General features: G+C 60.6%; 19 protein-coding genes and 1 tRNA gene. 14 read left to right on the top strand and 6 right to left on the bottom strand.

What is annotated here, in order from left to right:
* Positions 1 to 99 precede the first annotated feature (99 nt).
* From CQ020_RS15505 to CQ020_RS15495, 3 genes are all read left to right on the top strand, one after another.
* Entirely contained in the window at positions 100 to 1,047 is a 948-nt protein-coding gene (locus CQ020_RS15505) for an ABC transporter permease (RefSeq protein WP_105692660.1), read from the top strand.
* Between the two features lie 193 nt (positions 1,048 to 1,240).
* Complete coding sequence (locus CQ020_RS15500; protein WP_258141909.1) at positions 1,241 to 1,978, top strand: ABC transporter permease; 738 nt, start codon at positions 1,241 to 1,243, stop codon at positions 1,976 to 1,978.
* Between the two features lie 52 nt (positions 1,979 to 2,030).
* Positions 2,031 to 2,618 carry an isochorismatase family protein gene (locus tag CQ020_RS15495; RefSeq protein ID WP_105692658.1) on the top strand — a complete coding sequence of 196 codons (588 nt, stop codon included), beginning with the start codon at positions 2,031 to 2,033 and terminating at the stop codon, positions 2,616 to 2,618.
* Positions 2,619 to 2,633: 15 nt separating this feature from the next.
* Here CQ020_RS15495 and CQ020_RS24775 read toward each other — a convergent pair whose 3' ends face one another.
* Both CQ020_RS24775 and CQ020_RS15485 read right to left on the bottom strand, forming a co-directional pair.
* The gene (locus CQ020_RS24775; RefSeq protein ID WP_105692657.1) at positions 2,634 to 2,939 is read right to left on the bottom strand and encodes a leucine zipper domain-containing protein; all 306 of its coding nucleotides are present in this window, start codon (positions 2,937 to 2,939) and stop codon (positions 2,634 to 2,636) included.
* Between the two features lie 126 nt (positions 2,940 to 3,065).
* Positions 3,066 to 4,679 carry an amidohydrolase family protein gene (locus CQ020_RS15485; protein ID WP_105692656.1) on the bottom strand — a complete coding sequence of 538 codons (1,614 nt, stop codon included), beginning with the start codon at positions 4,677 to 4,679 and terminating at the stop codon, positions 3,066 to 3,068.
* Between the two features lie 259 nt (positions 4,680 to 4,938).
* Between CQ020_RS15485 and CQ020_RS15480 the strand changes: the two genes are divergently transcribed.
* The 8 genes from CQ020_RS15480 (at position 4,939) to CQ020_RS15445 (ending at position 14,724) form a co-directional block, all read left to right on the top strand.
* Positions 4,939 to 6,789 (top strand): S9 family peptidase, encoded by a 1,851-nt coding sequence (locus CQ020_RS15480; protein ID WP_105692655.1) that lies wholly within the window; start codon positions 4,939 to 4,941, stop codon positions 6,787 to 6,789.
* A complete protein-coding gene (locus CQ020_RS15475; RefSeq protein ID WP_219844542.1) occupies positions 6,786 to 7,955 on the top strand; it encodes a M20 family metallopeptidase in 1,170 nt (389 codons plus the stop codon). Before CQ020_RS15480 ends, CQ020_RS15475 begins: the two co-directional genes overlap by 4 nt.
* 31 nt (positions 7,956 to 7,986) lie before the next feature.
* The gene (locus tag CQ020_RS15470) at positions 7,987 to 8,874 is read left to right on the top strand and encodes a GNAT family N-acetyltransferase (protein ID WP_105692654.1); all 888 of its coding nucleotides are present in this window, start codon (positions 7,987 to 7,989) and stop codon (positions 8,872 to 8,874) included.
* Positions 8,875 to 8,877: 3 nt separating this feature from the next.
* Positions 8,878 to 9,984, top strand: coding sequence for an o-succinylbenzoate synthase (menC, locus tag CQ020_RS15465; RefSeq protein WP_105692653.1), 1,107 nt, complete (start codon positions 8,878 to 8,880; stop codon positions 9,982 to 9,984).
* A gap of 96 nt (positions 9,985 to 10,080) precedes the next feature.
* Positions 10,081 to 11,733, top strand: a complete 1,653-nt coding sequence (locus CQ020_RS15460) for a CdaR family transcriptional regulator (RefSeq protein WP_105692652.1) — start codon at positions 10,081 to 10,083, stop codon at positions 11,731 to 11,733.
* Positions 11,734 to 11,829: 96 nt separating this feature from the next.
* Positions 11,830 to 12,903: a P1 family peptidase gene (locus tag CQ020_RS15455; RefSeq protein ID WP_105692651.1), complete on the top strand. Its 1,074-nt coding sequence runs from the start codon at positions 11,830 to 11,832 to the stop codon at positions 12,901 to 12,903.
* A gap of 23 nt (positions 12,904 to 12,926) precedes the next feature.
* Positions 12,927 to 13,679, top strand: a complete 753-nt coding sequence (locus CQ020_RS15450; protein ID WP_219844541.1) for an aspartate/glutamate racemase family protein — start codon at positions 12,927 to 12,929, stop codon at positions 13,677 to 13,679.
* Positions 13,680 to 13,917: 238 nt separating this feature from the next.
* Positions 13,918 to 14,724 (top strand): IclR family transcriptional regulator, encoded by an 807-nt coding sequence (locus CQ020_RS15445; protein WP_105692650.1) that lies wholly within the window; start codon positions 13,918 to 13,920, stop codon positions 14,722 to 14,724.
* A gap of 8 nt (positions 14,725 to 14,732) precedes the next feature.
* Here CQ020_RS15445 and CQ020_RS15440 read toward each other — a convergent pair whose 3' ends face one another.
* Complete coding sequence (locus CQ020_RS15440) at positions 14,733 to 15,170, bottom strand: SRPBCC domain-containing protein (RefSeq protein ID WP_105692649.1); 438 nt, start codon at positions 15,168 to 15,170, stop codon at positions 14,733 to 14,735.
* 161 nt (positions 15,171 to 15,331) lie between these two features.
* Here CQ020_RS15440 and CQ020_RS15435 point away from each other — a divergent pair, with 161 nt between their 5' ends.
* The 3 genes from CQ020_RS15435 (at position 15,332) to CQ020_RS15425 (ending at position 19,106) form a co-directional block, all read left to right on the top strand.
* A complete protein-coding gene (locus CQ020_RS15435) occupies positions 15,332 to 17,059 on the top strand; it encodes a urocanate hydratase (RefSeq protein ID WP_105692648.1) in 1,728 nt (575 codons plus the stop codon).
* Positions 17,060 to 17,067: 8 nt separating this feature from the next.
* Entirely contained in the window at positions 17,068 to 18,660 is a 1,593-nt protein-coding gene (hutH, locus tag CQ020_RS15430; protein ID WP_105692647.1) for a histidine ammonia-lyase, read from the top strand.
* Between the two features lie 197 nt (positions 18,661 to 18,857).
* On the top strand, positions 18,858 to 19,106 hold the full coding sequence (locus CQ020_RS15425; protein WP_105692646.1) for a hypothetical protein: 249 nt from the start codon (positions 18,858 to 18,860) through the stop codon (positions 19,104 to 19,106).
* 179 nt (positions 19,107 to 19,285) lie between these two features.
* On the opposite strand, the gene CQ020_RS15420 is transcribed toward CQ020_RS15425, so the two are convergent.
* From CQ020_RS15420 to CQ020_RS15410, 3 genes are all read right to left on the bottom strand, one after another.
* Positions 19,286 to 19,507, bottom strand: coding sequence for a hypothetical protein (locus tag CQ020_RS15420; protein WP_105692645.1), 222 nt, complete (start codon positions 19,505 to 19,507; stop codon positions 19,286 to 19,288).
* Positions 19,508 to 19,713: 206 nt separating this feature from the next.
* Positions 19,714 to 19,784 (bottom strand) — tRNA-Cys (locus CQ020_RS15415).
* Positions 19,785 to 19,983: 199 nt separating this feature from the next.
* On the bottom strand, positions 19,984 to 20,463 hold the full coding sequence (locus CQ020_RS15410) for a hypothetical protein (protein ID WP_105692644.1): 480 nt from the start codon (positions 20,461 to 20,463) through the stop codon (positions 19,984 to 19,986).
* Between the last annotated feature and the right edge of the window lie 19 nt (positions 20,464 to 20,482).

Below are 20,482 nucleotides of genomic sequence, written 5' to 3'. Positions count from 1 at the left end.
GGGGCCGGTTGGTTCCAACACCCTGTGGTGGGAGAACCGGCCCCAGGCACCATTGGCGAGCAGGTTGCTTGCCCCAACTAAGAACAAAGAGTTGATTCGATGGTTCGGTACATAGTGAAGAGGCTGGGGACATCGCTGATCGTCGTCATTGGCATCTCGATCGTGGTGTTCGTTCTGCTGCACTTCATGGCAGGAGCGCCCGGGCGTAGCGTGCTGGGCCCAACAGCCTCGGCGGATGCTGTCGCCGCGTTCAACCGGGAGCACGGCTTCGATCAGCCGCTGGTCGTGCAGTACCTCAGCTACGTGAGTGAAGTACTGCGAGGAAACCTCGGGCAGTCCTTTAAACTCAACCAGAGTGTTTCAGATCTCTTGAGCGATAATGCTGGCCGGAGCGCCATGCTGTCCCTGGCAGCGCTCGTTCTGGCCGTTATTATTGCCATCCCGCTGGGAACCTATCAAGCCACCAAGCGCAACAGCGCCAGCGATACAGCTCTGACTGGAGTGACGTTCCTCCTTTACGCCAGTCCGCAGTTCTTCATTGCCCTGCTGGCGATCGAGATCTTCTCGATCAAGCTGGGGATCTTTCCCTCCCAGGCATCGCAATCCAATTCCCCTTTTGTCATCTTTACCGATCCTGTCGCCATGGCACTTCCAGTGCTAACCCTGGCCGCATCGAACATCGCAGTCTTTGCGAGGTACCAGCGCTCTTCGACGCTCGACCAACTGGGGCAGGACTACATCAAGGTAGCTCGTGCCAAAGGCGTCTCGGAACGTGGAATCATACGAAACCACCTGGTGCGCAACTCGAGTCTCCCTTTGATCACCCTGATAGGGGTGTCTGTGCCATCGCTGTTGGCTGGCAACCTCATCGTCGAATCAGTCTTCAACTATCCAGGCCTCGGACTGTTGTTCATTAACAGCTTGCAGCGGGAGGATTACCCGGTTCTACTCGCCTACACCCTGATCGGCGGAGTCCTGACCGTGCTCGGAACCTTAATCGCCGACGTCGTCCTTGCAGCAGCTGATCCTCGGATCAAGCTGTCATGATCAGCCACGTGAACGGAGCCTCATCATGAGCGCCAAGACAGAACAAGAGCCTTCCCCAGAAACATCCAAAGATGAAAGAGTCGCTGCTTCCTGGCGACTGCCGCTGACGCTTAAAGGGGTGGCAAGATACCGGCTCGGCCTCACCGGAGGATGTTTGGTAGCTTTCTTCATCCTCTTTTCTTTCCTGGGTCCAATGGTTTATCAGAGCAACCAGAACAACGTGGACACTCTGAACGCACTGCTGGAACCCTCTTCAGAGCATCTACTCGGAACGGATGCCCAAGGCTTCGATGTCCTGGGACGGCTGATGCAAGGTGGACAGATATCCCTCCAGATTGGCTTCTTTGCAGCCCTGATTGCGACCGTCACTGGCACCCTCTACGGCGCTGCAGCAGGACTTATCGGGGGTAAAACCGACGCCGTGATGATGCGCTTCGTCGACATTCTTATGGCCATCCCGTTCCTCTTCGTGGCATTGATCGTCTCGACCAGGTTCAACCCTTCGGTTCTGTCTCTCAGCATCGTTCTGGGTCTCTTCTCGTGGCTCGTCCCTGCCCGGCTGGTTCGAAGCGAAGTGCTCAGCTTGCGGACGCGGGACTATGTCTCAGCGGCCCGAAGCATGGGGGCCGGGAAGTGGAGGCTGGTGCTGACGCACCTCATTCCGAACGCCTTGGGCGTGGTCATTGTGAACATCACCTTCCAGGTTGCTGACACCATTCTTGCTGTTGCGACTCTTGGGTTCCTGGGGTTCGGGCTCAGTTACCCCGAAACCGACTGGGGAGGGCAGCTCTCCAGCGGGGTCAACTACCTGCTGTCAGGCTACTGGTGGCTTATCTACCCCGTCGGGCTCTGCCTCGTGGGACTTGTCCTTGCATTCAATCTCGTCGGAGAAGCCCTCCGCGATGTGGTGGACAAACGACGTACTGTCTGACCCGACCACGAATTCCTCAGCACACATCTAAACGAAAAAGGATCCACCCAGCATGGCTTTGATTGATATTGACGACTCAATGCTCCTGGTCATTGATGCGCAGGAAAGTTTCTATCGAGAGCACCGCACCGATGTCGACCGGGAAACCCTGGCGAAGGTCTTCGAGAGAATTAGTTGGGTAGTCGGTGCGGCCCAGGCCCTCGATGTTCCCGTCGTCGTGACTGAGGAGGATGCATCGCGCAACGGGCACACGGCTGCCAGCATCAGGAGCAACTTGGCGGCAGGCTCACCTGTTCTTCCAAAGTTCGCGTTTTCGGCGGCGGACAACCCGGAGATACTTGCTTCGATTACCGCCACTGGAGCATCCACCACAGTCCTGGTCGGGTTGGAGACCGATGTCTGCGTGGCCCATTCAGCTTTGCAACTCAAAGCTCTGGGACATCGCGTCGTGGCAGTTCACGACGCACTTTTCTCACCTCAGGCCGCACACGCCAACGGCCTGGCTCGCATGGAGCGCGCCGGAATCGAGCTCGTATCTGCCAAGGAACTCATTTACGACTGGGTTCGCACCGTGGAAAACATTCGCCGGTTCGCTCAAGAAAATCCTGCTCTGGCAGTGCCCCCTGGGTTCTCCTTGTAATCACCAGTTGACGAGCTACTTGCCGAGCCCCGGGGCACTCTGACCTCGGGGCTTTGTCACGAGCTCCTGCTGTTGCTGAAGGTGGCTTCCATGAGGTCGATCGCAGCAGGCCGGACGTGAGTGGTCACCGACGGCGTTGGGCAGGTAGGCGTGGCCAAGTCGCCGGTTCGTCGCGGTCCGCTGAGGGGAGCTGACGGGCCGGCTGGAACGATCGCCCATGCCCGCATCGCAGTGCTCCCGGTAGCGGGCAGCCCATCGGGTCGTGACCGAAACCTGAAAGCTTTCAGCCGCATGACGCAGCGGCAACTTTCCATCAACCATGCACTAAGCCAGACGGAGCCGGACCCCGGCGTCAGGATCGCGTTAGCAGGGGACAGTGAAGACCTCCTTGTGAAGCGGACGCTAGACAAGCACCGCCCCACTCGGAGGTCTTCTTTTGAGTCAGGCTCAGCACCGTCTTAACGCTTGGCCGTTCAGTGCACCGGTGGGTTGGCCTTCATAAAGTGCCGGAACACCGTTGACGAGAACGTGGCGCATGCCGTTGGCATAGCTGGCTGGCTGAGCGTAAGTAGCCGTGTCAGCGATCCCATCCAGACGGAACACAGCGATGTCCGCGAATGCACCCACGGAAATCGATCCCCGGTCCTTTAGCCGAAGGTTGCGTGCGGGAAGGGCCGTGAGTCGTCTTACGGTTTCTTCGATACTGACTCTTCCTTCGTCCCGGCTGTACCTGCTGATGACGCGGGCAAATGCGCCGAAAGCCCGAGGATGAACGGGATGTCCTGCGAAGAGCTCCTCAGTGGAGGGCGCGTCCGAATCTGAGCCGACTGAGACCCACGGACGATCGAAGGCGAGCCGGACATTATTTTCGTTAGCCATGAAATATGCCGCATCCGTCAGGGGTTCGACGTCCAAGAGATCCATCAACGTGTCAAGAGGATCCGAATCGCCACGCTCTTCAGCGATGGCGGCGAGGCTGGTACCGGGCTGGACAGCCAGGGACGGTATGGCCGAAAGGATAATGACTCCCTGCGCCCCACCTGAGGCTGCATACAGGTTTTCCCAGCCGGGATCCTCGACGAAGAAGGCTGCACGGATTTCTTCCCGTCCGGCTGCGTTCTCCAGATACCGCCGGAGTCCAGTGATGCCACCTATTCTGAATCGCGGCGGAATGGAGGATATGAGCCCCGTGCCTCCTGCGGCATAGGGGTAGACATCGGCTGTCACCGTGAGTCCTTCGGATCGTGCGGCCTCTATGAGGTCCAGAGCCACGGGCAGCTTTGACCAGTTTTCCCGGCCCACTGCTTTCAGGTGGTAGATCTCGGCGCGAGCACCAGATGCCCGGCTGATCTCGATCAGTTCCCGAACGCCTTCGAGCAGCCGGTCTCCCTCGCTGCGCAGATGGGAAATGTAGAGGGCATCGTGCCGTGCCAACACTTTCGAGTAGGCGATGAGCTCAGCCGTATCCGCGTAGCTTCCGGGGGGATAGATCAGCGCGGACCCTACACCGAGGGCCCCGTCCGACAGCTCTTGGTCCAACAATTCGCAAGCGTCATGAAGTTCACCTGCGCTGAGTTGGCGCTTAGCGTCTCCGGCTACCGCGGCACGCAAATTAACGGCCCCCACAAAGCTACCGACGTTAAACCCGACCCCCCGTCGTTCAAGGTGTTCGAGGAATCCACGCAAAGTCGGCCAGGATGCTCGAACGCCAACGGGCAAGGAACCGAATCCGAGTATTTCTTCGGACATTGAACTTGACATGGCCGACCGAACGGGCCCAAGTGACGCGCCTTCACCGAAGATCTGCGTAGTAACCCCTTGGTAGAGATCGGACAGTCCTCGGGGGTCCTGCTGCAGGGTGATGTAGGCGTGGCTGAGCACATTGATGAAGCCTGGGCTTACAAGGCAACCCCGGGCATCGAGCTCCTCTGCCCCCGGCACTTCCGCGACCCTGCCGATTTCAACGATGCGGTCACCGCTGACTGCAATATCTGCCTGCACGCCGGGTTGACCAGAACCGTCAAGAACGGTTCCGCCACGGATGATGAAGCTCACAGCCATCAGTTACCTCACTTCAGTAGATCAAGTTCCTGGCCGGGTCGCCGACCCCCTCTTAAGCATTGCAATCCCACGGCACAGGCAGTTCGTGGTTCTAGACGAATTATGGACGTTCCTTTGGGGATCCCTGCCTGGAAATGCCAGGGGAAGTCGTCGGATCCACCGAGTGGACCCGTTCTGAAATGTCGGGATGCACCATCTTTGACCGGGGCTCATGGTGCATGCTCGGACTATGCCGGAATCATCGAGGGAAAGGGATTGAATGTCGTCAGTCACGGAACTTTTGTATGGTCTTCGCATACCCGAACAACCAGCAATTTCACCCGATGGACAGGCTATTGCCTTGGTCATGCGGTCTGTTGACAGGGAGAAAGACACCTACATCCGCCGTCTTTGTCTGGTCCGCATCGATGACCCCACCGTAGTTGAACTCACTTCAGGTTCTCGGGATTCCGACCCGATGTGGCTTTCCGATTCCAGAATTGGGTTCCTCAGCTATGAGGAAGGACCGCCGTCGGTTTGGAGCGTGGACTCAACGGGAACCGACAGTAAGTTGCTCGCTACCATCCCGTATGAGATCGCTCGCGTTCGATGGAACCCGGACGGCACTCACGTCGCCTTCACCACCACCGCCCACGGCCATGGCATCGATCAGTCACTGGTGGTTTTCGACCTCCGCAGTGGAACGACCACCGTGATCCATGCTGGCGCTGAAATCGGCGAATTTGGATGGTCCCCTGACTCGAACAGCATCGTTTTCGTCAGCCCTTTCGGCGACGATCCCCATCGCACCGACGTGACCGCGGCAATGCTGGCTAGCACTGACGGGTCCGGTGAGGCACACCAGATAGGCCCCGACAAGGGCCACATCCTTGCCGCGACGTTCGCTTCCGACGGGATGTCAGTTGTTCTTACGGGGCGCCCGGATACCCGAGCCGGGAACACTCAGGCAATGATGGTTCGGTTCGCCGGAGACGGTTACGAAACGTTGACCGCTTCGTTCGACCGCAGCGTGCGGAATCTTCGGGTGGGCCCTGTCGGGTCATCGTCCCTTATGATTTGCGCCCGCGACGGCGGCTGGGTGCGGGCGTTTGAAGGCGGAACGGATGGGAGGCTCGTGAAGCATTTGGGGGAGAACCCCGGCTTTGACATCCTCGAGCTGTCCGAATCATCGCTTTCCGGAGAGTACGCCGCGACCGTGCGGACCCCCGACGCTTTTGGCGACATCGCTGTCCTTGACACCAGTAGTGGGCGGTGCACCCTCCTGGGGATAAGAACTGAGGATCCTGAAGCTGCAACTCCGCTGTTTAAACCGGCTCCCAACACATGGCGACTGCGCGGGGGAGAGACAATCCATGGCTGGATTATTCGGGCGAACACGTCAGAAACCGGGTGCCCGCTGCTCGTCGACCTTCACGGGGGGCCGCACCAGGCATGGAGCGGAGCGGTCGATGAGGCCTTCCTTTATCAGCAGGAGCTGGTACGACAGGGATGGGTGGTTGTCCTCATCAATTCCAGTGGGAGCGATGGATACGGCGAAACCTTTTCACGCGGCGTCTTCGGCGCTTGGGGTATTCATGACGGGGAGGAAGTACTCCAGATCATCGACCAGATGGTCGAAGAGGGTGGCATCGACCCCGAAAGAATCGCCGTATCGGGCTACAGCTACGGCGGCTTTCTCGTCAACGCACTCCTCACACGCGATCAGCGCTTCATTGCCGCTGCAGCCGGGGGGTCACTGTGTGATCTCGCCGGCTTGGTTCTCACTTCAAGCGACGGTCACTACATCGCCCGGTCCGAATTCGGTGGATACCCCGCCGACATCCCGCAAAAATACGCCACCATGTCACCGATCACCCATGTTGACAGAGTCGTCACCCCGACGCTGGTCTTCCATGGCGAAAATGACAGCACCCTTTCGCAAGCTCGCCGTTGGTTCAATGCGCTGAGCAGCGGGCGGGTTCAGGCAGAACTCAAGATCATCCCTGACGCGGACCACGAGTTCATCTTCACCGGGTCTCCGTCACAACGTAATGCCGTCAACACCTTGCTTGTCGAATGGTTCGGGAAGCATTCTCCACACCATCCCACGACTGAAAGTTCTCCAGTATGACCACAGAAACCCTTGCCCACTTCGGCGCGCTTACCAACCAAATGCTTCAAGACATTCGGATCCTCGTTGAAACGGAGTCCCCGTCGGCTGATCTGAACGCCGTCGCTCGTAGCGCAGATGAAGTGCTCTCCATGGGCCAACGGATCCTCGGTGCTGAAGGGGAACGAATTGTCATAGACGGCTGCACACACCTGAGATGGCGGTTAGGCACAGGGAAGCGCAGAGTCCTGCTCCTCGGCCATCACGACACAGTTTGGCCGCATGGAACGTTGGTGAAGCAACCCTTCTCCCAGGACGACGGTATTGTCCGTGGCCCGGGCAACTTCGACATGAAAGTCGGAGTTGTCATGTCCTTCCATGCCGTGGCCTCCCTGGCCCCGGGCTCTTCCGTGACGGTCCTGATAACCGGCGACGAAGAAATCGGTTCACATACTTCCAGAAAGCTGATCGAATCCGCCGCGGCCGAAAGCGACGCCGTCTTTGTACTCGAAGCTGCAGCCGAGGGCGGCGCACTCAAAATCGGTCGCAAGGGAATGTCCGACTATCGTGTGAGCGTCTCGGGGAAAGCTGCCCACGCCGGACTCGAACCCGAAAAAGGCATCAACTCCGCAGTCGAGTTGTCCCATCAGGTACTGCGAATCGCGGAACTGGCATCGGAAGCGCAAGGGACGAGCGTAGTCCCCACGGTGCTATCGGCGGGGACCACGACGAATACGGTACCTGCAACCGCAGACGTAGCGGTGGACGTCCGGGCATGGAATCAAGAAGAGCAGGACAGGGTGGACGTCGGAATGCGGTCTTTGACGGCCGTCCTGCCGGGGGCAGTTGTCTCCGTCACTGGCGGGCTAAACCGCCGCCCAATGGAGACAACCATGTCGTCTTCCCTGTTTGAGAGTGCGCGTGCCGTCGCTCAGAACCTTGGACTGGGAGAGCTCGCCGGCGCGAAAGTGGGCGGGGGATCGGATGGCAACTTCACTGCCGGACTTGGGATCCCCACTCTCGATGGGCTCGGCGCAGTAGGCGGGGGAGCCCACGCAGAGAACGAGTATTCCGTCATAGCCGAGATTCCCCGGAGAACCGCACTCCTGGCCGGCCTCATCGAACGCACACTTGTGCCGGTCGCTGAGACCAACCAAGGGCCAATAACTAGTGCGATTGGACGGTGACTGACCACTCATGATCAACCAAGCTCAACCTATGTCGCAAATCACTTCAAACCCCTCAAATCCTGCCCTGGACCGCACGTCCAATGCGCGTCAGTCCGCGATGCGCGCGGCCTCGCTCGCCAATGTTGCGATACGACCCTTGAGTCATCTCGACGACTTCATCGCATGCGAAGCTCTCTTCGATTCAATTTGGCGGCCGGAATCCGGATCCTCACTCATGGCCAAAGACCTGCTCCGCGGTATCAGCTCCGCCGACAGCTACGTCTCGGGTGCGTTCCAAACAGGGCAACTCGTTGGTGCCTGTGTCGGGTTCTGGGGGCCACCGGAATCTCGGAGCATGCACAGCCACATCGCCGGAGTCAGCGGCAACGCCCGCGGCCGAAACGTCGGTTATGCGCTGAAGCTGGACCAGCGAGCACACGCATTGGAGAGCCAAGTAGACACCATCACGTGGACATTTGACCCTCTGGTTCGCCGGAACGCCTTCTTTAACTTTCACAAACTTGGCGGTATGGCTTCGAAGTATCTGGTCAACTACTACGGGCCGATGCTCGATGACATCAACGGAAGCGACGACTCAGACCGGCTTCTCCTGGAATGGGACCTGGCGAGCCCGGGCGTGGTCCGGCGCTGCGATGCAACGCCGGGGACGAGTAACCCACACATGGCGGAGCAGGACAGCGTTCCCGCACTCACCGTGGGCAGCGCCGGCCAGCCTCAGCTCACCGTGACCGACGCGTCGAGGCTTTCGGTCGGAGTTCCGGAAGACATCGAAAAAGTTCGGCACCTGGACCCGGGACTTGGACGCGAGTGGCGGACTGCGGTGCGTGAAGTTCTCACCGGCTTCCTCTCCCGTGGCGGCCGCGTCGAGGGATTTGATCCAGCAACAGGCAGCTACATCGTGACGAAAGGAAAGTAATTCATGAAAATCGAGGCCGTTGAAATCCGGCGAATCCAGATGCCCTTGGTGGCACCGTTTCGCACGTCGTTCGGAACACAGCATGAGAGGGAGATGCTACTCCTGCGCGTGCGAACGCCCGGTGGGGATGGTTGGGGCGAATGCGTTGCCATGTCAGACCCGCTCTACTCATCTGAATACGTCGATGCAGTCGAAGACGTCCTGCGACGATTCCTCATCCCGGACCTCCTTGCCATGGGCGAGGTCACGGCCAACGCCGTGGGACCCAGGCTCCACAAATACAAGGGTCACAGGATGGCCAAAGCCGCGCTGGAGATGGCCGTTCTGGACGCCGAGCTCCGGAACCAGAACATCTCGTTCGCGAGCAGTCTCGGCGCAGTCCGCACACATGTCCCAAGCGGAGTTTCAGTCGGAATCATGGATTCGGTTCCGGAACTGCTTGAAGTCGTAGGCAAGTACCTGAGCGACGGCTACGCGCGGATCAAACTCAAGATCGAACCAGGCTGGGACCTTGCGCCCGTCCGTGCAGTTCGAGAGAAGTTCGGTGATGACGTATTGCTTCAAGTGGACGCAAACACGGCGTATACGTTGGGCGACGCCCACCAATTGGCCAAACTTGATGCCTTCGACCTGTTGCTGATTGAACAGCCGCTCGACGAAGAAGATGTGGTTGGGCACGCCGAGCTGGCGAGAAAAATCCGGACACCTATCTGCCTGGACGAATCGATCGTATCCGCCAGTACGGCAGCGGCAGCCATCAAGCTTGGGGCATGCGAGATCGTCAACATCAAGCCGGGGCGAGTGGGCGGATATCTTGAGGCTCGGCGCATCCATGACGTGTGCGTTGCCCTCGGTGTCCCGGTGTGGTGCGGAGGCATGCTCGAAACCGGCTTAGGCAGGGCTGCCAACGTGGCCCTTGCAGCGCTCCCCGGGTTTACGCTTCCAGGTGACGTATCCGCTTCAAACCGCTTCTACATCGACGACGTGACCGAACCCTTTGTTCTCGAGAATGGAGGCCTGACCGTTCCGAATGGCCCGGGCCTAGGGGTAGCCCCTCTGGAGGATCGACTTCAAGAATTTACCCTCAGCTCGGAGAACATCGGGGCATAGGCCTCGTTGATATCAACGAAAATAACCGCAAAGTTGGTATAATTCTCCCAGTGATGCTCATGCGGATTCCATTATATTGGAGACGTGCTAAGCCCAATGTCCTTCAAGCCCCAGACCAGCCTCACCCGCATCCTCAGTGATTTGGGAGACACGCTGCTGGAGTTGGTCGCTGGTCGCGCAAACGCGACCAGCGACCTGGGCGGCATCACTATCTACGACCGGGCCGACGAACTCAGCCTTGCTCCCAGGGCAGTGGTACTGGGCGTTGGTGTGCATGATCCCGAGGAGATCGTGTCACTCCTACGCAAACTTGGCGAGCATGATGCCGCCGCCCTCATTGTCCGCTCACCAGTAGACAAAACACCTGACCTGTTGGCGGCTGTCCGTGCCTCAGGAGTCCTACTGCTGGGCCTAACAGAGGGCGCCTCGTGGTCGCAAGTGGCGGCGATGCTACGGATTCTGTTGGCAGAAGATGACGTTGGTGATGAATCTCCACAAACGCTGGGCGGAATGCCGTCCGGGGATCTGTTCGCATTGGCGAATGCTATCGCTGCCTTGCTGGATGCGCCCGTGACAATTGAGGATCGAGGCTTCAATGTTCTCGCATTCTCGGGACGGCAGGATGAGGGAGATCCGTCACGGGTCGAAACGATTCTTGGACGTCAGGTGCCACAACGATTCGCTGATGCCCTGAATAGGTCAGGCATTATCGGTGATCTCTACAAGGGAAGTGCGCCGGTCTACTTAAATCCTGACGATACGGACGCTGAAGGCATCAGGCTGCCTCGTGTTGCGGTAGCCGTTAAGGCTGGCGAAGAGATTCTTGGATCGATCTGGGCCGTTGTCAGCAGTCCGTTGAATGCTGAAAGAACCCAGGCTTTCGTGGATGCTGCGAAGCTGGTCTCGCTGCACCTGCTGCGGAACAGAGTCGGGGCAGACGTGGAACGCAGAGTACGTTCAGAGCTCATGTCAACCGCACTTGAGGGCGGCGCCGGCGCTCCGGAAGCGGTGGCCCGGCTCGGCCTTCTGGGGCAGAAGCTGGTTGTCATCGCGCTGGGGCTGGTCCAACAGGAGCCAGACCGGGCTGACACCATTGGACAGGCGCGGTTCGTTGCTGAACGCCATCGGGTTGCTGACGCCCTCGCCATGCATCTCAGTGCCATTCAGTCACGTTCAGCAGTGTCTCTCATCGGCGACATCGCATATGGGATTCTGCCGATGCCGGGAGATCCGGACTCAGCCGAAGACCGGGCGGCAAGAGTAGCATCCGCATTCCTTGCCCGTACCGGTTCCAAAGTGCCGGGAGTCATAGGAATCGGTCCTTTAGCTACGGATATCAGTGGATTGCACCGTTCACAAACGGGTGCGGACCGCGCTGTCAGGGTCCTCCTGTCACGGGCCGTTCCGGGTGCGGTTGCTTCCATAGCCGACGTCCAGGTTGATGCCCTGCTGTTAGAACTCGGTGACATGGTCCTGGCCAGAGGAGACGAAATATCTGGCCCGATAGCCCGCCTTGTGCGATATGACGCCGAGCACAGCGGCCAGCTGCTCGAGACGCTTCAGTGTTGGCTCGACGCCTTCGGTGACGTCGCCGCGGCATCCGCCAAGGCCTTCGTTCACACCAATACATTTCGCTACCGGCTCAAGCGGGTTGCCGAGGTGGGTGCAATTGATCTCACGGATCCAGAACAAAGGCTTGCTCTCATGCTGCAGTTGCGGCTGATGGCCTCGGGGATCGGGAACGGCTGAATGCTTCTGCGTATTCGGTGACCGCAACGAGGCATGTGGCTCTAAATCGTCTACTTCGACGAGGCGGCGGCTCCGCTTATCGCGGACATTTAAGAAATGAAATCAGCAGAGGACTCAAAAGAATTACCTGCCTTTACTCGAAGTCAGGATGAAACGACTTCTAAACGAGCCCGTAACTACGGGCTGAGCTTCGGTAAAGGCACGCCGGGACCGACTAATTCACTGGTGGATGTCGAGGGTGTGCTTGTGGGTCATGCCACGCTTACCGACGCCAACCAAGGAATCCATTCCGGCGTTACGGCGGTGGTGCACCGCGACTTAGCGGCTTGCAGCCCCTTACCGGCCGGTTTCTTTGCCGGCAACGGCTATGGAAAGTTCGTTGGCGCGACCCAGATCCAGGAATTGGGAACGATTGAAACGCCCATCCTGTTGACCTCGACATTGTCGACATTTCGGGTAGCCGATTCATTGATCACATGGCTTCAGGAGCGCAATCCAACCCGCCTGACCTCGATCAATCCTGTCATTGGAGAGATCAACGACTCCTGGCTATCCCTCGGTGCAGATCGGCCGGTCACACCCGATGACGTCTTCGCAGCACTCAACACAGCCGGTCCGGCACCAGTTGACATGGGAAACAAAGGAGGGGGAACGGGTGCATGCGCCTTAGGATTCAAAGCCGGAATAGGCTCAGCATCCCGCGAAGTCACCATCCAGGGAAGCAAACGTACCGTTGGAGTGCTGGTGCAAGCCAACATGGCCGGCGAACTCCGCCTGGAAGGCACGCGGATCACTCCGGAATCGATCGGTCTGCCAGTCTCGGGTCCGAGCAACGCAGACGGCTCCTGTGTGGTAGTGGTTGCCACCGATTTCCCATGCTCAGCCAGTGAATTGGCCCGCATAGCCCGTCGCGGGGTCTTCGGGTTGGGACGCACAGGCGCGGCCTATTCCCACGGCAGTGGCGACTACGCGGTTTCCTTCACAACTCAAACCGCTCCCGGCCGGGCCCTGAACCCGCAGGAACTGGACGAGGTCTTCGATGCCGTTATGGACAGCGTTGAAGAAAGCGTGCTGGACGCAATACTGAGCGCAACAACAGTGTCTCTCCCGTGGGGCCGCACGGCTCACGCGTTTCCGCATTCCAGTCTGTTTCGTGGATCGACCAAGTGAAGCGGAGAACTTCAGCCTCACTCGTGCAGAACCATACGGCGGTCCCCTTGGGCCGTGGTGCACCTGACGGACGACTCCTGGGAGTTCTTGGTGGCATGGGTCCGCTGGCAACCGCCCATTTCTATCAGACGATTGCCTCGCTGACAGCCGCTCAAACAGACCAACAACACCTGCCTGTTGTGATCTGGGCTGACCCACGGGTGCCTGATCGAACAGACTTCCTTCTCGGAAGAGGGCGATCCCCGGTATGGATGATGGCCAAGGGAATCAACGCGCTTGAGCAAGCAGGCGCCAGGGCTGTGGCCATTCCATGCAATACCGCTCACGCGTTCCTGCCCGAGCTGCAGGCTGAGACTCCCTTGAAGATTGTCGACATGATTCGGGCAACCGTGGCAGACGCAGTCAAGCTCCATCCAGACGCAAAGTGCATCGGAATTCTCGGAACCCGGGGGACGAGACGCGCCCGTCTTTATGAAACGGCGGCAGCCGAGATCGGGCTAGGAGTTCGTCATGTCTCCGAACATGACCAACGCACCATGGTGGACGAAGCCATTCGACTCGTTAAACAGGGGGAACCCCTCGACAAAGCAGTACAGCTGATCAGAGCAGCTGCCGAGACGCTGCAGAGGGACGGCGCCGACATCGCGATCGCAGCCTGCACGGAAATCCCACTGATAACGAATCAAGCAGCCCAAGTCCTGCCCATCATGGACTCAGTCACATCCCTCGCGACAGCATGTATTCGCGAATTCGGCTTCGAAGTTGCGGGTCTGTGATCTGACCACGACATCGCGCGGGTGTGGGCCCATGTGGTTAGCCGCCGGGATTCTTGCCGCTGTTCTCCTCCGATATTGAGCGCCAACAGCGGCCATGGGGACCTGTCTCCTGCTAAGTCCGGTATTCCGGACACTCCCGGCGGCCCGGTGCTGGTCATTGCCTAGCGAAAGGTGCACGCTTGAGTACGGGATACCGGACAGCTCCGGCATCCCGTAAGCAGCCCAGCAGCGAGGAACCATGACAACGACGCCAACCGCACCAGGCAAAGCCACGTCCAAAGTCCCGGCGGCCGAAAATACGCTGCGGATTTTGAAACTGTTGGCTTCGCGCCGCGGTCCCATGGCGGCGTCGAACATCGCCACTGCGCTGGGTTTGCCGCGATCCAGCGTGTATCACCTGCTCGGCGTCATGGAGGCGAACGGGTTCGTCCTGCATCTGCACGAGGAACAGCGCTACGGTCTGGGCATCAGCGCGTTCGAACTCAGTTCGGCGTACTCGCGTCAGGAACCCTTGTCCCGGCTGGGACGTCCGATGCTCGCTTCCCTGGTGGATGTGATCGGGGAGAGCGCCCACTTGGCGGTGCTCCACGGCCGGGACGTTCTCTACATCGTGGAGGAGCGCGCCAAGAATCGCCCCAGCCTGGTGACCGACGTCGGGGTCCGCCTGCCCAGCCACCTCACGGCGACGGGCCGGGCGATCCTGGCCGCCCTGCCAAAGTCGCAGGTCCGCGCCCTGTATCCGAACGCTGCCGCCTTCACATCGCGGCACGAGGTGGAGTTCCCCATCATGAAGTATTCGGCGTTGTCGTCGCACTTGGACCAAGTGCGGCTCCGTGGCTACGCCACGGAAAACGGCGAAATCACGCCGGGATTCTGCTCCATAGCTGCCGCTGTGACGGACCATGTTGGCTGGCCGACGGCGGCAGTGGCCGTCACGTTCCTGGAGGACAAAGTGCCAGCTGAGCAGTGGCCGGTCCTTGCTGCACGCATCCGCAAGGCCGCCGACGAACTGTCGGTGCGAATCCACGGCCGTCCGGGGGCCTGACGTGGTGCTTAGTCTTGCCCGCTGGCTTCCTTCTCGACGAGTTTCCTGAAGGTCTCCAGCTCGCCTTGGAAGCTGCCTTTGTAGGAACCCAGGGCGAAAAGCCGTCCGAAAATCCCGGCGATGAAGCCACGGGTGACGAACTCCTGGTCGATGCGTGTGCCCTGGCCCTCGGCCGTAAATCTCACATCTGACTCGCCCTTCAGGATCGCATTACCGAAACGAGTGCGGATGTGCCGCGGCGGCTCTGCGGCGAGGATTTCCGTAGGGCTTGCCATACGTCCAAACCACACCGTGTAACGGCTGCCGGCCTGGTTGGGCGGGCCAACCCGATGGGTGACGCGGGTGACTCCTCCGATCCATTCGGAGAACCGATCCAGGTCCGTCCACACCGCGAAGACGCGCTGGGGCGGCGCCGAGACGAGGGTTGTCACCCGGTACGTTGCCATGGGTCCAGCATGCGCTCATTGCCGAGTAAATGCGAGGGCTAAGCATGTCTGTAATTCCGGACAGCACCCTTCCAAAAGCCGTTCCGGCCGCTCGACAAAGGAGCTTTAGTAGAAGCAGAAGATCTTTCCACCACACACTTCCCATAGACGAAGGAGTCACCATGGCACCCGCCGATTTCACTACTGGTGCCCGTCCGGTCAAGGCCGCCCGGGGTACTGAGCTTACTGCCAAGTCGTGGCAGACCGAGGCGCCGTTGCGCATGTTGATGAACAACCTGGATCCGGAGGTCGCTGAGCGTCCGGATGATCTGGTGGTTTATGGCGGTACGGGCCGTGCTGTTCGTTCCTGGGCCGCGTTTGACGCGATCACCCGGACTCTTGAGTCCATGGAGAAGGACGAAACGCTTCTGGTGCAGTCGGGCAAGCCGGTGGGTGTGTTCCGTACTCATGAGTGGGCGCCGCGTGTGCTGCTGGCCAACTCCAACCTGGTGGGGGATTGGGCTACGTGGCCTGAGTTCCGCCGTCTCGAGGCCGAGGGTTTGATGATGTACGGCCAGATGACGGCCGGGTCCTGGATTTACATCGGCACCCAGGGCATCCTGCAGGGCACGTACGAGACGTTCGCCGCGGTTGGCAATAAGCTGGCCGCGGAGGGCCGCCATCCGGCTCCTGCTGCGGAGGGTTCCACGGAGGGCCCGTTGGCCGGGACGCTGACCTTGACGGGTGGTTGTGGTGGCATGGGCGGGGCCCAGCCGCTGGCGGTAACCCTGAACGATGGCGCGTGCTTGATTGTGGACGTGGACGAAACCCGTCTCCGCCGCCGGGCCGGGAAGCGCTACCTGGACGAGGTCGAAACTGATCTGGACGCCGCGATCAAGAAGGTCCAGGCCGCGAAGGACGAGCGCCGCGGCTGGTCCGTGGGTTACGTGGGCAACGCCGCTGAGGTGTTCCCCGAGCTGCTCCGCCGCCACCAGGCCGGGGAAGTGACTTTTGATGTGGTCACCGACCAGACGAGTGCGCACGACCCGTTGTCTTACCTGCCGGAGGGCATCACCGTGGCCGAGTGGCACACCGAGGCTGAGGCTGATCCGGAAGGGTTCACTAAGAAAGCCCAGGCTTCCATGGCCCGCCAGGTCCAGGCGATGGTGGAGTTCCAGGATGCCGGGTCTGAGGTGTTCGACTACGGCAACTCCATCCGTGATGAGGCACGCAAGGGCGGGTACGAGCGCGCGTTCGAGTTCCCCGGCTTCGTCCCGGCCTACATCCGTCCGCTGTTCTGCGAGGGCCTCGGCCCGTTCCGTTGGGTGGCACTGTCCGGTGATCCGGAAGACATCGCCGTGACTGACAAGGCCATCAAGGAACTGTTCCCGGAGAACAAGCACCTGCACAAATGGCTCGACGCCGCCGCGGACCGGGTGGAGTTCGAAGGCCTCCCGGCACGTATTTGCTGGCTCGGGTACGGCGAACGGGCCAAGGCCGGCCTGCTGTTCAACCAGCTCGTGAAGGAAGGCAAAGTCAAGGCCCCGATCGTAATCGGCCGTGACCACCTGGACTCCGGTTCTGTGGCCTCCCCGTACCGGGAAACTGAGTCCATGGCAGACGGTTCCGATGCGATTGCTGACTGGCCGTTGCTCAACGCCCTGATCAACACCTCTTCCGGTGCCACCTGGGTATCGATCCACCACGGCGGCGGCGTCGGAATTGGCCGGTCCCTCCACGCCGGACAGGTCTCCGTCGCTGACGGAACCGACCTCGCCGCAGAGAAACTTGAACGGCTCCTGACCAACGACCCCGGCATGGGCGTCATCCGCCACGTCGACGCCGGTTACGACCGCGCCGTCGAGGTCGCCAACGAACGCGGCGTCCGTATCCCGATGAACGAGAAGTAGGCAACACCATGACTATTACCTCCAACGAACAGCTCACCGTTACCCTCGGCTCCAGCGGCGTCACCCCGGAAGACGTGGTCGCCGTCGCACGCCACGACGCCAAGGTGACCATCTCTCAGGACGCCCTGGACAACGTTGCCAAGGTGCGTGCGCACATTGATGATCTGGCTACCAGCGATGTCCCCGCCTACGGCATTTCCACGGGCTTCGGGGCCCTTGCCAACCGCCACATCCCCAACGACCTCCGCACGCAGTTGCAGAAGTCGCTGATCCGCAGTCACGCTGCAGGGATGGGCCCGGCTGTGGAACGCGAAGTGGTCCGCGGCATCATGTTCCTCCGCGCCAAGACCTTGGCCTCCGGCCGCACCGGCGTCCGCCCTGTGGTTCTCCAGACCATGGTGGATGTCCTCAACGCCGGCATCACCCCGCTGGTCCGCGAGTTCGGTTCGCTGGGTTGCTCCGGCGACCTCGCGCCGCTGTCGCACTGCGCCTTGGTCCTCATGGGCGAAGGCGAAGCCGCAGGTCCCGACGGCGAACTGTACGGAACCGCTGGCAAGCCGCCTGTTGCTGAGCTGCTCGCGCAGCACGGCATCGAGCCGGTAACCCTCGCCGAGAAGGAGGGCCTGGCGCTCGTCAATGGCACCGAGGGCATGTTGGGCATGCTGCTGATGGCCATCGCCGACATCCGCATGTTGCTTGCGACGGCGGATGTCACCGCCGCGCTCAGCGTTGAAGCGTTGCTGGGTACGGACCAGGTGTTCCTGCCTGAGCTCCATGCAGCACTGCGGCCGCACCCCGGCCAGGCTGCCAGCGCGGACAACATGCTCCGCGTGCTGTCCAACTCGTCCATTGTCGCTTCCCACCGGATCAACGACACCAAGGTTCAGGACGCGTACTCGCTGCGTTGCGCCCCGCAGGTTGCCGGCGCTGTCCGCGACACCGTGGACCATGCAGCGCTGGTCGCTTCCCGCGAACTCGCCGCAGCGATCGACAACCCCGTGGTCCTCCCGGACGGCCGCGTCACGTCCAACGGCAACTTCCACGGTGCCCCCGTGGCCTACGTCCTGGACTTCCTGGCCATCGCCGTCGCGGACCTGAGCTCCATTGCCGAGCGCCGTACGGACCGCATGCTGGACCCGGCCCGCTCGCACGGTCTCCCGGCGTTCCTTGCTGCGGATCCCGGTGTTGATTCCGGCCTGATGATCGCCCAGTACACGCAGGCCGGACTGGTCTCGGACAACAAGCGCCTGGCTGTTCCTGCGTCGGTGGACTCCATCCCGAGCTCCGCCATGCAGGAAGACCACGTATCCATGGGCTGGCACGCTGCCCGGAAGCTGCGCAAGTCCGTGGAGAACCTCCGCCGGGTGCTCGCCGTCGAGCTTGTCACCAGCGCCCGCGCCATTGACATGCGGACGCAAATGTCCGACGGCGAACTCACCCCGGGTCCCGCCGGTACGGCAGTGCTCGAGGTGCTTCGCGACGTGGTTCAGGGCCCGGGCACCGATCGATTCCTGTCACCGGAACTGGAAGCGGCTGACCGTTTGGTTGGCTCCGGTGCGGTCCGTGCGGCCGCCGAATCCGCCGTCGGGATTTTGGCCTGACGTCGAATAAAACGCTCATTTGATGGGCATATTTGTCACGTCCCGGTCTTTGTTCGCAACGCAATCACCGGGGCGTGGCAAATGTAGTAAAACTTATGGTGTAAGTCACGTCCACAACAACGGTGTTGTGGGCTTGACGGTCAACCGTTCACAACTCAATACACAACAGAGAACATCCACAAAGGGGTAGAAGTTCAATGAAGGCACGCGGAGCAGTCCTGTCCAGGCGAAGCGCTCACACGGCTACGGTTACCGACTGGAAGACGTTGAAGGTGGGGGAGACCGTTGAAGTGGTCAAATATGCCCACGTCATCGCGGCCGGTCGGATCGAGGAGATTTCCAGCAGCGGAAACGTTGTTTGGCTTGAGCGCTCCGGCGCGGGCGTTACCGAAGAGGGCAAGGAACTGTTCATGAAGTCCGACGGCGTGACTCTCCGCAGGGCGTAGACACCCAACTGAGTCGCAGCTGAGCGCGTTCTGAGCGCCGAAAACGCGCTTAATTGCGACCTACTTGGGTTGGGGCAGCTTAAACAGAAACCGGGGCTCGTTCCCTTCCGCGGGTAGTAGATGCGGAAAGGAACGGGCCCCGGTTTTTGGCGTCGCTGCCAGGAAATACTTTGGGGGTATCAGGCAGCGAGGACTTCGCGGGTCTGACCGAAGGGAACGGATTCGTCCAGAGCCACGGTGTAGGTGCCGGGCTCGTGCCGGGTCACCAGAATGCCGCAGTTAGCGTCTGCTGCTGCGTTTTCGATCAGGGCATCCACGGCGCGGTCGAGTCCGTCGTGGATTTCGTCTGCCTTGGAAAAGGACAGGCGAATTTCGCGTTCTGCAGTCATTGCAGGGGTCATTGGGGGCCTCCTATTACGTGCCGCATGCGAGGGCGACCCATCAATCATAATCGGTAGGAACCGAAAATTTGTAAGATGACTGGCAGGTGAGTGACCTGCGTCTCACCTTAAATGCCGCGAGATGGCACTTAGCGGCAATGTTTGAGCGGCCAAACGTTGCCATCAAATGCCATCTCGCGAACGGGAGACGGTGGGCGGCCCCTAAGACGTGGTGGCGGGATTCGAACCCGCGTACGCTGCTTTGCAGGCAGCTCCCTGGCCTCTCGGGTACACCACGTGCAAACGACACTAGGGGCCCGACGGTGAACCCGGCAAAGTTGGTTTCCCCGCTTTTCGCAGGGCTACGCAGGATGTCCCTGAACTACGGTGTGGTGTCGCCGGGCTACGGGCAGGTTGCCTCGCGTTGCCTCCAGAGACCTGCCGAGCTGTGCGTCCGGCAGCCGGCGGATCAGCGGATTGTTCGTTGAGCGCTACGTTCAAGTGCGGGAGCCGCGGACAAGCGCGGGATCCTTGCCAGCGCGGCGCCTGGAAGGCAGTGCCGCCAGCTTTGAAACTCCCGCAGCAAGAAGCAGCGTCAGGATGGCAGCAGCCATGTGCGTGTAGAGCATGAGATGAACGTTGCCTCCGCTGGCGGCTGCCCCGGCGGGCACGTCCGCCAGGGCCTGGCTGCCGTGCAGGTGGTCCAGGAACCCGCTGCCCGGGAAGTAGCCCCCGAAAGCGTCGAATCCGAAGTGCAGCAGTTGCTGCGCCACCCCGGACAGCAGTAGCAAGAGCAAGGGGCCGTGGATCCAACGGGCCATGACTTGGGCAGCCAAAGCGCCGATGGCAGCGAAGGCCAAGAGGACAGGGACGGCCGGAGCGCTGCCGCCAGCCACCATGTGCGCTGTAAGTCCCAGAATCACAGCTGCCGGCCCGGCCACCCAAGCCCACTTGTCCTGCACAGGAGTTGCGCTCATTGCCGTCCTTCCCTCCCCA

It is taken from the genome of Arthrobacter sp. MYb23, from assembly GCF_002979775.1.
In the GTDB taxonomy this organism is placed as follows: Bacteria; Actinomycetota; Actinomycetes; order Actinomycetales; family Micrococcaceae; genus Arthrobacter.
This window is presented reverse-complemented; position numbering and strand designations above follow the sequence as displayed.

Bases quoted from the DNA above. Each gene is read 5' to 3' on its own strand.
- hutH (WP_105692647.1), top strand. From the start codon at position 17,068: ATGACTATTACCTCCAACGAACAGCTCACCGTTACCCTCGGCTCCAGC.
- CQ020_RS15500 (WP_258141909.1), top strand. From the start codon at position 1,241: ATGGTTTATCAGAGCAACCAGAACAACGTGGACACTCTGAACGCACTG.
- CQ020_RS15485 (WP_105692656.1), bottom strand. From the start codon at position 4,679: ATGGCTGTGAGCTTCATCATCCGTGGCGGAACCGTTCTTGACGGTTCT.
- CQ020_RS15435 (WP_105692648.1), top strand. From the start codon at position 15,332: ATGGCACCCGCCGATTTCACTACTGGTGCCCGTCCGGTCAAGGCCGCC.
- CQ020_RS15480 (WP_105692655.1), top strand. From the start codon at position 4,939: ATGTCGTCAGTCACGGAACTTTTGTATGGTCTTCGCATACCCGAACAA.
- menC (WP_105692653.1), top strand. From the start codon at position 8,878: ATGAAAATCGAGGCCGTTGAAATCCGGCGAATCCAGATGCCCTTGGTG.
- CQ020_RS15420 (WP_105692645.1), bottom strand. From the start codon at position 19,507: ATGACCCCTGCAATGACTGCAGAACGCGAAATTCGCCTGTCCTTTTCC.
- CQ020_RS15410 (WP_105692644.1), bottom strand. From the start codon at position 20,463: ATGAGCGCAACTCCTGTGCAGGACAAGTGGGCTTGGGTGGCCGGGCCG.
- CQ020_RS24775 (WP_105692657.1), bottom strand. From the start codon at position 2,939: ATGGTTGATGGAAAGTTGCCGCTGCGTCATGCGGCTGAAAGCTTTCAG.
- CQ020_RS15425 (WP_105692646.1), top strand. From the start codon at position 18,858: ATGAAGGCACGCGGAGCAGTCCTGTCCAGGCGAAGCGCTCACACGGCT.
- CQ020_RS15460 (WP_105692652.1), top strand. From the start codon at position 10,081: ATGTCCTTCAAGCCCCAGACCAGCCTCACCCGCATCCTCAGTGATTTG.
- CQ020_RS15505 (WP_105692660.1), top strand. From the start codon at position 100: ATGGTTCGGTACATAGTGAAGAGGCTGGGGACATCGCTGATCGTCGTC.
- CQ020_RS15445 (WP_105692650.1), top strand. From the start codon at position 13,918: ATGACAACGACGCCAACCGCACCAGGCAAAGCCACGTCCAAAGTCCCG.
- CQ020_RS15470 (WP_105692654.1), top strand. From the start codon at position 7,987: ATGTCGCAAATCACTTCAAACCCCTCAAATCCTGCCCTGGACCGCACG.
- CQ020_RS15440 (WP_105692649.1), bottom strand. From the start codon at position 15,170: ATGGCAACGTACCGGGTGACAACCCTCGTCTCGGCGCCGCCCCAGCGC.
- CQ020_RS15455 (WP_105692651.1), top strand. From the start codon at position 11,830: ATGAAATCAGCAGAGGACTCAAAAGAATTACCTGCCTTTACTCGAAGT.
- CQ020_RS15495 (WP_105692658.1), top strand. From the start codon at position 2,031: ATGGCTTTGATTGATATTGACGACTCAATGCTCCTGGTCATTGATGCG.
- CQ020_RS15475 (WP_219844542.1), top strand. From the start codon at position 6,786: ATGACCACAGAAACCCTTGCCCACTTCGGCGCGCTTACCAACCAAATG.